The sequence below is a fragment of the uncultured Desulfosarcina sp. genome, from assembly GCF_963664155.2.
In the GTDB taxonomy this organism is placed as follows: domain Bacteria; phylum Desulfobacterota; class Desulfobacteria; order Desulfobacterales; family Desulfosarcinaceae; genus Desulfosarcina.
Genome location: NZ_CAXXXH010000001.1, coordinates 3,490,590 through 3,504,406 on the forward strand (window position 1 = coordinate 3,490,590; position 13,817 = coordinate 3,504,406).

At 53.9% G+C, this 13,817-nt stretch carries 12 protein-coding genes; 4 read left to right on the plus strand and 8 right to left on the minus strand.

Features of this window, described 5'->3' with window-relative positions; translation table 11 throughout:
- The first annotated feature begins 2 nt into the window (after positions 1-2).
- Positions 3-2,615, plus strand: coding sequence for a DUF1566 domain-containing protein (locus tag ACHZBS_RS15890; RefSeq protein ID WP_319407498.1), 2,613 nt, complete (start codon positions 3-5; stop codon positions 2,613-2,615).
- Positions 2,616-2,790: 175 nt separating this feature from the next.
- Positions 2,791-3,279, plus strand: a complete 489-nt coding sequence (locus ACHZBS_RS15895; RefSeq protein WP_319407499.1) for a cytochrome c3 family protein — start codon at positions 2,791-2,793, stop codon at positions 3,277-3,279.
- 80 nt (positions 3,280-3,359) lie between these two features.
- Here the strand turns inward: ACHZBS_RS15895 and ACHZBS_RS15900 are convergent, their stop codons facing one another.
- The 5 genes from ACHZBS_RS15900 to ACHZBS_RS15920 form a co-directional block, all read right to left on the minus strand.
- Entirely contained in the window at positions 3,360-4,049 is a 690-nt protein-coding gene (locus tag ACHZBS_RS15900; RefSeq protein ID WP_319407500.1) for a DUF554 domain-containing protein, read from the minus strand.
- Between the two features lie 265 nt (positions 4,050-4,314).
- The gene (locus ACHZBS_RS15905) at positions 4,315-4,950 is read right to left on the minus strand and encodes a TetR/AcrR family transcriptional regulator (RefSeq protein ID WP_319407501.1); all 636 of its coding nucleotides are present in this window, start codon (positions 4,948-4,950) and stop codon (positions 4,315-4,317) included.
- 310 nt (positions 4,951-5,260) lie between these two features.
- On the minus strand, positions 5,261-7,246 hold the full coding sequence (locus tag ACHZBS_RS15910; RefSeq protein ID WP_319407502.1) for an RNB domain-containing ribonuclease: 1,986 nt from the start codon (positions 7,244-7,246) through the stop codon (positions 5,261-5,263).
- Between the two features lie 159 nt (positions 7,247-7,405).
- Complete coding sequence (locus ACHZBS_RS15915; protein WP_319407503.1) at positions 7,406-7,675, minus strand: HU family DNA-binding protein; 270 nt, start codon at positions 7,673-7,675, stop codon at positions 7,406-7,408.
- A 388-nt stretch (positions 7,676-8,063) separates the two neighbouring features.
- A complete protein-coding gene (locus ACHZBS_RS15920) occupies positions 8,064-9,932 on the minus strand; it encodes a FapA family protein (RefSeq protein ID WP_319407504.1) in 1,869 nt (622 codons plus the stop codon).
- Between the two features lie 529 nt (positions 9,933-10,461).
- On the opposite strand from ACHZBS_RS15920, the gene ACHZBS_RS15925 reads away from it, so the two are divergent.
- On the plus strand, positions 10,462-10,746 hold the full coding sequence (locus ACHZBS_RS15925) for a hypothetical protein (protein WP_319407505.1): 285 nt from the start codon (positions 10,462-10,464) through the stop codon (positions 10,744-10,746).
- Positions 10,747-10,785: 39 nt separating this feature from the next.
- Here ACHZBS_RS15925 and ACHZBS_RS15930 read toward each other — a convergent pair whose 3' ends face one another.
- Positions 10,786-11,325, minus strand: coding sequence for a gamma carbonic anhydrase family protein (locus tag ACHZBS_RS15930; protein ID WP_319407506.1), 540 nt, complete (start codon positions 11,323-11,325; stop codon positions 10,786-10,788).
- Between the two features lie 69 nt (positions 11,326-11,394).
- Entirely contained in the window at positions 11,395-11,802 is a 408-nt protein-coding gene (locus tag ACHZBS_RS15935) for an NFACT RNA binding domain-containing protein (protein WP_319407507.1), read from the minus strand.
- A gap of 195 nt (positions 11,803-11,997) precedes the next feature.
- Here ACHZBS_RS15935 and ACHZBS_RS15940 point away from each other — a divergent pair, with 195 nt between their 5' ends.
- Positions 11,998-12,729 carry a hypothetical protein gene (locus ACHZBS_RS15940; protein ID WP_319407508.1) on the plus strand — a complete coding sequence of 244 codons (732 nt, stop codon included), beginning with the start codon at positions 11,998-12,000 and terminating at the stop codon, positions 12,727-12,729.
- Positions 12,730-12,812: 83 nt separating this feature from the next.
- Here the strand turns inward: ACHZBS_RS15940 and ACHZBS_RS15945 are convergent, their stop codons facing one another.
- Positions 12,813-13,808 (minus strand): ABC transporter substrate-binding protein, encoded by a 996-nt coding sequence (locus ACHZBS_RS15945; RefSeq protein WP_319407509.1) that lies wholly within the window; start codon positions 13,806-13,808, stop codon positions 12,813-12,815.
- Between the last annotated feature and the right edge of the window lie 9 nt (positions 13,809-13,817).

Below are 13,817 nucleotides of genomic sequence, written 5' to 3' on the forward strand. Positions count from 1 at the left end.
CCATGGGGGTACCGCTGATCGAAGAAATGTTGACCGGCGACGGTAAGGAAATCCGGGATATTGCCAATAACGAGGCGATATTGGTCGGGTTTTTGACACTGGCAAAAGGTGTCGATGATCTGCCGGATATGAGCATTCGGTTCTATGAGGAGTCGCGGAGCCTCTATCAGGTGACTGCCAAGGGGCATTCTCTAGAGGAACTGGTGGAGATCCTGTCCTCGTTTTTCGGCAAACCGGCCAAAGCCCCCGGTAAAGGTCTTCCCGTCTCTCTCCGATTCGACCCTACGGTGAAATATCTGGGCGGCATCCGCAAAGATCAGGCCCTTTTCCTGAAAAAACTGAAAACGGGTTCCTTCTACGGTGCTCTGTGGCCCTGGCGGCAGGACCCGCGCAAGATCGAAGTCCTCCTGGGGTTCTTCTCATCCAGCATGAGCGATGAGGATTACAACCAGCTGGCAACCCTGGTTCAAAAGTTTTTAAGCAAAAAAAAGATTGAAACCATTTCCGACGTGGGTGGGCAGATCCACGGCATCAGCCTTCCTTCGTTTCTTCAGATGTCGGAAATGGAAGGTGCGACCTATTCCCTTAAGGTGACCAGCGGTAACCGCAGCGGCTATCTCTATCTTGATGGCGGCAGCCTTATCGCGGCGCAGTATGAGGGGCAGACCGGCAACGACGCCGCCTACCGGATCATCAGCTGGGACAATGCCGCCATTCAGATTGAAGCGGCGGACCCCGACCGCGTTAGAGAAATCCACGATCCGCTCATGAGCGTGATGATGGAGAGCCTGAAAATCAAAGACGAGGCCGGTGATCAGCCGCCGCCGGCCTCCCCCGATCGGCAGTCCCCGGTACCCCCTCCCAAACCTAAAAAAGAACCTCCGGCGGATCAACCGAAAAAAAGAAAAGAAACTCAACCGGTAAATAAGCCCCTTAAAAAAGCCTCGCCGCCGGTTCAGCAGGCGTCCTCCGCAAAAGCGGTAATTCCTCCGCTCCCACCGGAGCCGCCCGTTGCCCAGCCTTTTGAAAAAGCGACCGATCGATCGGTGGGCAAACAGGGCCAGATGGGAAGGACCGGAAAACTGCTCATCGTCTTGGGAGTGGTAATTCTTTTCGCTGTAGGGATTACCGTCGGTGGAAAGCTGCTCAAAAGCAGACAGACCAATCGCCGGTACGACCAGTTGATTGCTGACCTTGCGGTCACCAACGCGCTTGACGCCCAGATTGTGATGCTGATGCAATACCTCAAAGATTATCCTGAGGATGCCCATCGGTCGGAACTGGAGGCCCGGCTGAATGATGCCAACGCCGAAATTGAAAAGCGGGACTATGAAAAAACCATTCTGGCTGTCAATGGCCTGGTGGTTGACGAGAATTACGAGAAAAAGGCACTTTCCCTGTATACCGCCTTTTTAAGAAAGTTCCCCCAAAGCCCCTACGCCAAGCAGATCAATGAAGCCATTGACGGCATTCGGAATCTGCTGGGGACCGCCCATTTTGAGGATCTGAAGAAGGTTGATACCACCGATTTTCTTGAGCGTTACGCTGCCTACCGGGATTATCTGGAGCAGTTTCCGCAAGGTGCGGAGCGAGAGGCCGTGGAACGGATGATCATCGATCTGGCCCAAGAATATTACGGGGCCATCGAGAAACAGACCGCCACTTGCGATGCCCGGGGAAATTGGGACGACTGCATCGCCCAATGCGACCGGTTCCTGTCTGCTTTCACCGATGGGGCTTCGGCGGATAAGGTCCGGATGCTGCGCGGCGTGCTTCAGGACAAAAAGGATGTCGTGGAACTGGAAGGCAAGGCGGCTCTGGCGGCTGAGGATTATGCCAAAGCCAAAAAGATCTATGTCGATTATCTCGAAGAACGGCCGGACACCTCCCAAAAAGAGGTTATCGTTCAACGTATCAACGCATTGAATGCCGATTCCGCCAAGCAGGTGGCCTGGGAAAAAACAGCGGCCTACGCTTCCAATCCGGCTAACGACATAGTCAGCCGGATCCAGCGGTTGGACAGGTATATGGAGAGCCAGGCATCGGGTCCTTATGCCATGCTGGCCAAAACGCTGAGGGCGCAGCTCGACCCGGAACTTCAGGAAGCCATTCGCGCCCAGCGGGCAGAAGCGGCACGGCGCGAGGCGTTGGCCCGGCAGCAGGCTGAGCAGGCCCGACGGGCCGAAGAGGCCCAGCGGATTCAGCGGCTCCGGGATCAGGTGGCCAGGCAGTTGCGTCCCGTGGCGAGCCGCTTCGTGGACCACCGGGATGGTACGGTTACCGACCATGTCACCGGGCTAACCTGGTGCCTGCTGGATTCTCATCTGGATCTGGGAAAATGCATCCCCTTTCAAGCAGCCAAAGCATACGTGCAGGGATTGACCACCGGCGGCCATTCGGACTGGCGTCTTCCCACGGCCGGCGAACTGGCCGCACTCTATAAAAACAGTCCTTTTTTCCCCGGTACCGGTGCCGCGTGGTACTGGACGTCCGAAACCTTTGCAAGAGGATATCACCGGGTGGTGGATGTGGTGACGACCGTGCCGGAAACCGTGTTCGAGCGGACTTCAAAAACCGAGGATAGTTGCGGTGCTGTTCGCGCAGTGCGCAGATAAATAGGTTTTTTTGCCGATCCTTGCAAACGGCATGCAACCGGAGCAACAGGGATGGACGCGGATGCCGGTGAGGACGCCGGGCAATTATTCATTGAAAAATTTTCTATTTGGGTTTATATCTGCTTCGTTTTTCACTGATTAAAGCCCAAGCTAAGAATTGAGGAGGGGGAAGCGTATGCGTAGCCAATCGTATGTGGTGGCGTTTGTGGGGGTGGTGTTGCTCATCGGTATTGTTGCCTGTGCCTCGTTGGGAATCGCCATCGCCGGGGATGAAGAGATGTGTGTTCCCATGGGGATCATCACCCTGGAACCGCCGGATTCGGTGGAGGCCAAGCGGTCCGCCGTGGAGTTCCAGCATAGTCGTCATTTTGTCAAAGCCTGCAATGCCTGCCACCACACCTGGGAATTCACGGAGCCCATTACCGGATGCATGACCGCCGGTTGCCACGATCTGGATACCCTGCCCAGAAAAGAAGATTCCAAGGCCATTGATAAGGACCAGGCCTTCCGATTCTATAAAAACGCATACCATGGTAAGTGCATCGGATGTCACAAAACCATGAAACAGGAAATTCAGCAGATGGCCACCACCCTTGCCGGAATTGATGGCAAACTCCCGACCACCGGTCCCACCGGCTGCATCGAGTGCCATCCGAAAGAATAGGTTTGCGTTCGATGCGTTCTCCCTGTTTGATGCAACACCACAAAAACCCCGTCCTATGGCGGGGTTTTTTAATATCCCTTTCATCGAAAGAGTTGGAGCACCATGTAGTAGATCAGCGGCAGGAAAATGGCCGGGAGCATGTTGCCGACCTTTAAATGGGCCAGTTGTAGCATGTTTATACCGATGGCGGCAATCAGCAGCCCGCCTACCCCTGACATCTGGGCGATCACACTGGAAGTGAGAACTGGCCTGAGCAGCGATGCTCCCAGGGTGATTGCACCCTGATAAATCAATACCGGTGCGGCAGAAAAGATTACGCCGCTTCCGAATGTCGAGGCGAAGACCACCGATGTGATGCCGTCCAGTAGCGACTTGGCAAACAGAGTCTCATGGTTGCCTGCCAGCCCGCTTTCCAGTGATCCCACAATGGCCATGGACCCCACACAAAAAACCAGGCTGGCCGTTACTAATCCTTTTGAAAAACCCCCATCGGTCGACCGGTTGAAATGTTTTTCGGCATAGGCACCCAGCGCTTCGATGCGGTCCTCGATCCGCATGGCCTCCCCCAGCAGGCTACCGACGACCATGCAGATAATGATTCCGAGAAGATCTGTTGCATTTAACGCGGAACGGATTCCGATGAGAATGACGGACAGGCCGATGGCCTGCATGATGGTCATTTTGTAGCGGTCCTTAATGCCTTTTTTGAGGAGGAGGCCAAACACCCCGCCTGCCATTATTGCCGCTGCATTCACTATGGTGCCGATCATGGCTCGCTCGCTTGCCCTCGGGGATTGAGAAAACTCATCCGTCCGAAAGTATGCAAGCCGGCAACAGGTGCCGGCTTGTCTGGAAAGTATGGAATGGATTGACCGTCGGTAAGAGGAAAATGGGTTTATCGTTTTAGCAACCTGTCGAAGATTATTGCGTTTGGCGAACCCGTGTTATCCTTCGGCTAAAGATGCTCAATTGCCGGACAAGAATTCCTTTTCCCTCCAAATTTTGCCTTTGCTCGTGATGGTTTCCAACACCCGCTTAGAGCGGTTTCCGGATTCCCCGTTCAAAAAGTTCGAAGGCCGTGGCCAGGGTGGATTTCAGGTAATCCTTGTCAGAACTGATAATCTTTTTGCTGGCTTCCCACAATACAACACCGGAGAACATGGACCAAAAGATGTCGGCCAGGGCCACGGGATGTCGATCAACATAGATGCCTGTTGCCATCCCTTCTTCAAAAATCTTGGCGATAGCGCCAATGGATTTCTGGGACAATTCCTTAATTTCCTCCAGCAACGATTCGGACAGGTTTTTCAGGGTTTCGCTGGATTGAAGGTGAAACATGTTGATGATAATCAGCGGGTCGAATTCATAGACGTCATACATGGCTTCCATGAGCGCGCTCAGCTTCTGATCGGGGGAAAGGGTCGTCTCCTTGTTGACGTGGGTGACCCGGATGTGGAGGTATTGGAGAATTCGCAGCGACAGTGAGGCGTAAAGCTCCTCTTTGTTCTTGAAGTAGAGATAGAGGGTGCCCGGGCTCAGTTCCGCCTCTTTGGCAATATCCTCCATGGTCGCCTTGTTGAATCCCTTTTCCGAAAACACCCGTTTTGCTGCAACGATAATCTGCTGCCGCCGCCGTTCCTTTTCTCGCTCTTTTCGTTCCTGAATACCCATGATGCAATGGCTTCCTGAATGTTATTTATTTAGAAAACGTCTCTATAGTGAATAATCTTTCGAGGGTCAAGGGAAAACTCCCGAATTTTCTCAGGTCCCTGCTTAAGCTGTTTGATGGCTAGAAGCGATGGCGTTAGCCAGTAGCAAAACTCCAAAAAATAAGTCCTTAAGGGAAATAGTCAAGAGGTGCGAAAGGTGATAGGCCGGGTGGAAACGGGGGCCGATAATGTGGACTTGTCGGTAAGGAAAGAAACGGGAGGCAATGGGGTCCTCACCCGTCCATTAAGGGATCGCGGTCAGCGCTTGGCGGCTATCCCATGAATACGGAAAGGGTATTGTTGCGTGCGTTGACATGCTGGATAGTGACCTGCACCAGATCCTCGGGTTTCAGGTCGATGCCGCTGGACTGGGGCAGGGGGCATTCGATCATGTAGGCCTTGAGCAGGATGGAATAGGCATTTCTCCGCCGCTGCAGTACAATGGCCTCTTCTTTGCCGCCGATTCGTCCTTCCAGGTGTTTGAGCAGCCAGTAGCGGTTTCTGCGAAACTGAATTCTTCCCACATCGGCCATGGGCTGAGCCAGTTGCCCGATAATTTCATCGATCTCCTTTTCGGTGTAGGCTTTTTCAAGGCCCAGTACCGCCCGGAGCTGGCGCTGGGTGACCAGATCGAAATACTTCCTGATGGGCGAGGTGGCGGTTACATAGGCATCTAGGCCCAGCCCGCAGTGATGATCCGGCGCGGACCGCAGAACAAACCGATTGAGCAGTTTGCGCTGCATCCAGTTTTGGAAAAGGGAGCCGGTGCCGTTTTTAAGAATGCGGTCCTTGGGTTTTGGTTGCGATCTGAAAATGGCCGGCGTGTTGTTCTCTACAAGAAAACGGGCCGACAGCCAGTTGGACAGGATCATCATCTCGGCGATCATCAATCGGCCCGGACTTTCACGGTTTATCCGATTGACCACGGGAGAGCCAGATTCATCCAGCCAGATGTTGATTTCCGGAAGGGTGATCTGGATGGCGCCCTGGCTAAGGCGTTTTTCCCTGAATCGGGTGGCAATGGTGTAGAGGGTCGAGATGGCCTCGCCCTCTTCTGCACTGACATTTGCTTCGAAATAACTGAGTTGATGGTCGACGCGAATGATGGAGGGGAAAATGTCGTAACTGATGATGTCGCCGGACAGGTTGATTTTCACCATGGTGCTGATCGCCGGCCGGAGGTGATCCTTTTTCAGGCTCAATCGGTTCTCCGCCAGCAGTGGCGGTGCCATGGAGATCCGGTTGTCCGGCATATAGATGGAACTTCCGCGTGAGCGTGCCTCCAGGTCCAGCAGGTCCCCCTTTTTGATATGCTGGGCCACATCGGAGATATGGATTCCCACAAGAAAATGATCCTCCCGGGTTTCGATGCTCAGTGCATCATCGAAATCCAGGGTGGACTGACCATCGATGGTGATGGTCGTCAGGTGGGTAAGATCCACCCGGCCGCTGTCTTTGAACGTGTCCCCCGTAGCCGCTGGCACAGACTGGGCCTGCTCAAGGATCGACGGCGAAAAATCAGTGGGGATTTTGTATCGCAGCAGATCCACATTTTCATCCGGTTTCCACACGCCAACGGCCGCCAGATGGTTGAAGATGGCTTCAGATGATGTGAGATCGGCCTTTTTCATAATCGCCCGGACCGTTTCGTAATGGGGGCTTTCTTTTTCGAACAGGTAAAATGATTTAAATTTATCCGTCAGTTCCTGGTGGCAGGCCGGCGGCTGGGCGGTCGATCCCGACCGGACAGACTGGATCCATGCCGCACCGGCTTCAATGAGTCGATTCTTATGGGCGGCTTTTTGCTCTATTTCGATGATGGCGGCAACCTGTTCTTCCGTATGAGGTAGGAATCGGTCGGGCTTGAATTTGAAATAGCGCCGGCTTTTAAACAAGGCGCGGATTACTCCCGATTGGTGATCATCGTCCACCGCCTTTGGGAAACACAGGCCGACCATGGTTTCCAGATCGATCCATGTCTGTTCCTGGTTGAGGATTTCCCAGAGCGCTTCGATCTCGATTTCATCGGCAAGGGCATTGCGCTTGAGAGACAGTTCCCGCAGTGCTTCCACCAGACGGTTTCTGCCCGCAGACAGATCCAGACGCATGCTCCCCCGGTGGGAAAGCCGCTGGGCGGCCACTTTAACCTCTCGATTGTGCTCGGTCAACAGCCGGAGTCTCTGGTTACCGCTTTCCATTACAACCGTGCAGATGATTTTTTCATCGTCAATATATTCTACAATTTCACCTGATTCCATGGCTAATTGTATTAGCAACCCCCATGGTGAAAGTCAATGTGCGGATACCCTGTGGCGATCGTCATTCGGCTGCCTGAAAAGAAATAGTCTGCATCTGGGTTCAAAAAAAAAGGCAGGGCCAGCGGCCCTGCCTTTTGGGTGACGGATCGATGGAATTGATTATTTAACAGCGTCTTTCAGTGCTTTTGCCGGTACGAACTTGGGAACCATTCTGGCTTCAATCTTGATTTCTGCACCGGTCTGGGGATTGCGGCCGGTGCGGGCTTCACGCTTGGCGGTTTTGAAACTGCCAAAACCGGCGATCTGAATAGGCTCATTTTTTTTCAGGGCATCGGTGATAGCGGAAAAAACACCATCCACGACTTCCTGAGCCTGCTTTTTGGTAGAAACGATCTGGGCCACTTCGTTGATCAAATCACCTTTATTCATTGTTCATTCTCCTCCATATTAAAGTTTAACCATAAGGACCGTTAAGGTGGCCACCTATATCTGCAAATGCCTTATCCGTCAAGTGATTAAAGGTTCAGGGCGTGCCCCCGAACCGTCAGCCGTCCGTTGATCGGCAGGTATCAGGATCTTTCGTCTTTCATCAGGGCAAACCCAGGTGGATCCGCCAAAGGGGTGTTCCCTCAATCCGTCCCTGGGTCATTTCTTTGAATTAAAAATAATTACAATGTTTTTGAAGGGTTATCGGAATTGGCCCCGGTCGACTGGGAAACGTCATTTCCCGGCAAAGCAATTGCCGAAAGGAAAACAATACCCTGGGGAGGCCTTATTTCACGAATGGAATGACCGGACCAGAATAATAAATGGCGGTCTATCGAAAGGGAGTTAACTCAAAACGCCAGCGTTTAAGCCCGTCATGGTCCGGTTTGTCCGTTTCGACAATGGAAAGCCGCTTGAGATCTTCTTGAAGAACCATCGCACTGTGCGGACCGGTGATCGTGGTTCCTGAAAACACATTCCCTCCGATTTTGACCATCGCCACACCATGATTCATTTTCTGGTTTTCGGTGATGGTGTCCAGGCGCGCGTTCAATTCCTGGATTTTTGTGGCGCTTTCGGTGATTGCGGTCTCAGTAGCCGCGATTTCCTTGCCGATAGATTCATCCTCTTCCATGAGCTGTGCCACATCGTGGTCATAAGCATCCTGTCTGGCTTTCAATTCCGTGATGGTCATTTGAAGCTTTTCCGCGGCAGCGCCACCCTGTTTCAGCAGGCCGGCTTCGACTTTTTCCTGAAGACGCCGGTGCTGAACCATGCATTTGTCCTGCTCCTGGGCCACCTCGCCGAGGCGGGTATTGACCTGATCCGATCGGATTCTGAGGTTTTGAAGGAGCTTAGGCAGGTTTTCACGTTCTGCCTTGATTGCCTGGATTTCCCCTCGGATGGCATCGGCCTCTCTTTCCAGTTGCTGGTCAATACCGACGATCAATTCGCTGGATTTGGACGCTTTCGTACCGATGTCCATGGCGGTGATTCCCATGCGGGCGGAGATAGTGGAGGAGATGACGATTCCATCGTTGATCAGGCATCGGCCATTAGCTTCAATTTTTGACTCGATGATCTCTTTTTCCACGGCCATATCGCCAGCCAGGATGATGTCGGTATTGTGAATATGCCCGGCTTTCAGATTGCCGCCAGTTCGGATGGTGGCACCAAAAATACCATTCATCGCGGTGATATCACCGTCGATATCGATCTGGGCGTTGCGAATTTCGTTGGCGCGCAGGCTTCCCCCCTTCACCCGATATCCTTTCTCGACGGCACCGGTGACTTCAATATGTCCGTCAAATGTCACATGTCCGGTTCCCAGGGAAATATCGCCCTGGATATGAAGGGTCGGCATTACCGAAATTTCGCCGGTAACGGATAATTTGGGGATGCCGGATAACGTGGCGTGTACCCGCATACCATCCTCTGACCGCCGGGCGCCTTTTCCGCATTTGAACCGTTGCTCCCGCACTTTGGGAATGGGAATTTTTTTTCCGTATATATCCATGCCCTCTTTACCTTGCGGCCCCGGAATTTTCTCTGCCAGCAGCTCTCCCTCCTTGATCTGGGGCAGTTGTCCCCGTTCTTTCCAGTCCATTAGACCCTCTTCGGTCAATGTACCGATTTTTAGTGGGTCCGTATCAAAATGGTATTTTATCTGCGGTGGGGTATCCGGGATCGGATCGGTACCGGTTGCAATGGTCCATCGCTCACCGACGCCGGTGTCGCCATTTAAAAATGCCTTTATCCGGGCATCTTCCACGATGCCGTGGAGAATGCCTTCGGCGTGGAGCATGATCTTGACGTCACTGACGTCAAACTCCGTTACCGGTACCTTTCCATCGATATAGGCCGAGGCTGTCAGTTTGTCTTTGGAAACGCTTATATCCAGTGCGTTGCCTTCCTTTTTGGCGGATCGGGCGGGCTGGAGATTCTTGGGGGGGCTTTCGGGCGTTTTCCCGGATTCTGTTTTGCCGTCAATGTCCCGTTGCGTCTGAAGGATTTCGTTGCGCTCAGCGACTGAAATGGCGCCCATTTCAGTCAATATTTCACCGATGGGCATTTTTACCCCTGTCTTTTCGAAAATGCGCGATTGAACCACCAGGGCCTTGTCCACCTTTTCCTGGTCGACGAAATTCATTTCCACGGCAATAACGCCAAACCTGTTATCTTTACCTTGTTCACCGGTCATAAAAACCATTCCCATCGTTGCAGATAAACCCACACAGAATTCCCTGCTTCTGGCCTCGACTTCATGGTTAAAGGCCTCGACTGGAATTAGCATCGGATTTTTCGTTGAAAACTTTAGCTTAGAATGACATCGGGATGCCGGCAAGGGTTGGAAAGGTCCTTCATTATGACATGATTTTCATGGACACTGGGAATTCCATGCCACAATGAATGTCGGCAGTGAATGGTTTGAGTGAATCAGATGGTTTTTAACTACTTTATACAAAATGGAATTTTTTAAGTTTCTCATTTGTCATTCAAGCTGGCACCATCATTGCTAAGATGTCGCCTATGAAGCGGCATCCTGAATATGATTGGGTGTGCCTGTGGAAATTGTGCTGTCGATGGTTGCGGATCTGATATGGAATTGCCTGCGTTTAGCTTCCCGCCGCTTCAACACTTCCGGGGTGACGCGCCTGGCGTCCATTACTGGAATCTTTTTCTGGCAAACGGATGGTACCGCCGTCCGGCGGTGGAAAGGAAGACAACCGATGGCCATGAATTTCAAGATTTTCCAGCTTAAAAGCAAACATAGTGTCCACCTTACCCTCGACGGAGATTTCGACGGCACCTCCGCCCATGAACTGGTCAATACCCTGAAATCTTACGGACCGGAGGTTGAACAGGTGTATATTAATACAAACGGGTTAAGATCGATTCATCCCTTTGGTCAAATCGTCCTTCGCCGCAATCTTTCCGGCCTATGCGGCTGCTGCAGAAACCTGGTGTTCATCGGCGACCACGGCCGGCGTCTGTCCCGACCCTGGATTCAGTAAAAAATGGGCGGACTGGCCATCGGCGTGTCTTTTCCGGATTCACGCCTTTGGTGAGAAGGTCACCGGAATTAATCCCTGCTCGAGGTATTTAGCCGCGAGGTCGATGTAGATCTGCTTGCCGAACGCCCACAGTTCTTCGTCCTGATCGGAAACCGCCCGCACGACCTGGGCGGGGTTTCCCGCCGCCACCACCTTATCGGGGATTTTCTGGTTGAGTTTGACTACGCTGCCCTCCGCCACGATACTGCGTTCTCCCACCTGGCTGAAAATGCTGACCACCGCACCCATGCCGATTACGGCCAGATTGCCGATGGACCGGCCGTGGAGAATGGCACCGTGTCCCAGGGTTACCCGCCGACCAATGGACTGGGTGTCGCCGGGCGGCGCGTGAATAATGACTCCCTCCTCTACAGCGGTTCCATCACCGATGACAATGCGTCCGTAGTCGCCGCGGACAACGGCGCCATGGCCGATATAGCATTGGTCGCCAATGATGACATCCCCGATGACGTGGGCCAGTTCACTCACATAGGTTCCGGTTCCCACCTGCGGTTGCTTCCCGTCGAATTTATACAGCATCTGTGCCACCTTCTGAGTTTAAAATATTATCGGCCGCCGGAAAATAAATTATCCCGCGGGTCAGGGTTGTTAAGACGATTCGGGCAGCGTCGGCCGAACTTTAAAAATCCGTTCTTTGCGAATCTGCACGGTTCCGGGCTTGGCGCCACGGAGTTTGGTGACATGGCGGGCCAGGGTTCCGGAAACCGCCACAACACCACCGCCCCGGGCTTTACTGTGGTAGGCGGCAATGGCGGCGGCCTGGTTCAGGGTGCTCCGGTCCGGCATCTGGCCTTCGGCAGCCACCAGGACCACATGACTACCGGGCATGCCCCGTACATGGAACCACCAGTCGTTGGGACCGGCGACTTTCAAGCTGAGGCGGTCGTTGTCCGCATCGGTTTTCCCTGCCATCACCCGGTGGCCGCCGGGCAGCGTATACACCCACACGCGTGGCGGTTCGGGCCGATGCCTGCTGTTTTCAAGTCTGTCCGTCAAGGGTTCCTCCTTTGTCCGATCCATCCGTGCCATAGGGTAGGCCATCGGCGTGAGAAATTCAAAGCTTTTTCCTTGAGAATTGACTTGGCGAATGGAGGAGGATAGATTGGGACATGACCCAGCACAGGCGTATTGCTCAATATCCATTTTTAAAATTAAAGACAGCGCCATACCCTATGATCGGAATGAAGTTGTATGCTTAAACCTTTTTTGACCATTTTCCTGGCGATCATCCTGGTGACGGACGTTGGCACGGTTGGCGCCGATATAGTGATCCTCAAGTCGGGGGAGATGTTTGAGACCCGAAAGGCCTGGAAGGAAAACGGTGTCGTCAACTATTATAAAAATGGCCGAGTGGTCCGTGTCGATGAAAAAAAGGTGGAACGGCTGATTCAATCACCGGCGTCGGTTGAAGCCAATCCGCCCCCCGAGCAACGACCGGCCGCCGACCCCCCACCCTCCTCCGGCGTCCCTGCCGCCGACCAGTCACACCTGCCGCCATCGCCGGCAGATAGCGACACCGGGTTCCTCGACCTGAGATGGGGCCAGCCGTTGTCGCAGTTTGAAGGCCTGACGCTCGTGGGAAGTGATCCAGCCTACGGGGGGGTGCAGCAGTACATCAACAAGCAGCGGAAAAAGCGCTTCGGTCGAGCGAGTGTGGACAATATCTTCTACGGATTCTGGCAGGGTAGGCTCTACACCATTCTTGTGGAGACCAGCAATTATCTGGATTTCATGGACCTGAAGGCGGAAGCCTTGCGGCGTTATGGCGAAGGCAGGCAGGAAGGAGACCATGAAGAAACGGTCCGCTGGACGGGAAAGGGCTCCGACCGTCTGCTTTCCTACGACTATGACACGGACACGGGTTATTTGTGGATGCGTTCTCAGTCCCTGCACAAAAAGGTCAGGGGCAGCTATCCGGAATAGCACCCCATCCCTCATTTCACTAGCGGACTATGCCCTTGGCTGCCAGCGCATGAGCGACAGCCGGTTGGCTTCGATCAGGGAGACTATTGGGTTTTCAGCCGGTCGATGACGTTCACGGGACCGGGAATCAGCCGTTGCCGAATCATGATCTGCTCGGTCTGCTGCCATGCCGTGGAATCGATATGGCCGACGGGGATGCCGGGGTCGGGTTGGATCATCTGACGGGTGACGGTCAACTGGCGGCGCATGACCACTTCCGATGTATCACGATCGTATTGGGCGACTGCCTGGATAACCGCGGTTTCGTTGGCCGGGGCCATGGCTGCCTGCCATCCGGCCAGTAGTGTTCGGGTGAATCGCCCCACCGTTTCCGGATGTTGATCCATCATTTCTTGTGAGGTAACGACGCTGTTGGCCACGAATCGTACCCCGTGTTGGGACGGATCGAAGAACGCCACCCGTTCTCCCCCGGCGGCAAGCTTGTCCGATAAAAAGATACCCTGGGTATTGCGATAAACCGGCCAAACCGGCACCTGGTTTTCAAAAAATGGTGTGTAGTCGTATCGGACGCTGGCCAGGCGAACCTGATTTTCATTCATGCCGGCGGCGGCCAGCAGTGCCCGCATGATGGTTTCATCGTTGCCGCCGTAGGTGATGCCCACCGTCCGTCCCTCCAGGTCCTGGGTTCGTGTCAGGGAAAAGTTGTCCGCCCGATAGATCCACTGAAGGGGGTTGACCTGAAACAACTGGGCCAGCACGATTACCGACGCTCCTTTGGCCAGGGCCCGGATCACCTGGTCCGCCGAGGCCACGCCGAATTGGGCATACCCCAGTTCCAACTCCCGGAGGGCATCCCGCTCCGGGCCCCCTGCCTTGATTGCCACAGCCAGCCCTTCCCTTGAAAAAAAACCCTGATCCAGCGCAAATACGTCTCCGGCGGTGCTGGCATTGATCAGCCATTTCAGGCGGTAGACAACCTTTTCCTGAGCCAGAACCGGGTCGGCCGCCATCAGGCCATTGCCGACGACCAACAGCAGGAGCACGGCGGCCAGCCGGTGAATTGTCATGCGTAGTTTCATGGTTCGACC

Excerpts from the sequence above, each read along its gene's own strand:
- ACHZBS_RS15890 (WP_319407498.1), top strand. The coding sequence starts at position 3 with ATGGGGGTACCGCTGATCGAAGAAATGTTGACCGGCGACGGTAAGGAA.
- ACHZBS_RS15895 (WP_319407499.1), top strand. The coding sequence starts at position 2,791 with ATGCGTAGCCAATCGTATGTGGTGGCGTTTGTGGGGGTGGTGTTGCTC.
- ACHZBS_RS15900 (WP_319407500.1), bottom strand. The coding sequence starts at position 4,049 with ATGATCGGCACCATAGTGAATGCAGCGGCAATAATGGCAGGCGGGGTG.
- ACHZBS_RS15905 (WP_319407501.1), bottom strand. The coding sequence starts at position 4,950 with ATGGGTATTCAGGAACGAAAAGAGCGAGAAAAGGAACGGCGGCGGCAG.
- ACHZBS_RS15910 (WP_319407502.1), bottom strand. The coding sequence starts at position 7,246 with ATGGAATCAGGTGAAATTGTAGAATATATTGACGATGAAAAAATCATC.
- ACHZBS_RS15915 (WP_319407503.1), bottom strand. The coding sequence starts at position 7,675 with ATGAATAAAGGTGATTTGATCAACGAAGTGGCCCAGATCGTTTCTACC.
- ACHZBS_RS15920 (WP_319407504.1), bottom strand. The coding sequence starts at position 9,932 with ATGACCGGTGAACAAGGTAAAGATAACAGGTTTGGCGTTATTGCCGTG.
- ACHZBS_RS15925 (WP_319407505.1), top strand. The coding sequence starts at position 10,462 with ATGGCCATGAATTTCAAGATTTTCCAGCTTAAAAGCAAACATAGTGTC.
- ACHZBS_RS15930 (WP_319407506.1), bottom strand. The coding sequence starts at position 11,325 with ATGCTGTATAAATTCGACGGGAAGCAACCGCAGGTGGGAACCGGAACC.
- ACHZBS_RS15940 (WP_319407508.1), top strand. The coding sequence starts at position 11,998 with ATGCTTAAACCTTTTTTGACCATTTTCCTGGCGATCATCCTGGTGACG.
- ACHZBS_RS15945 (WP_319407509.1), bottom strand. The coding sequence starts at position 13,808 with ATGAAACTACGCATGACAATTCACCGGCTGGCCGCCGTGCTCCTGCTG.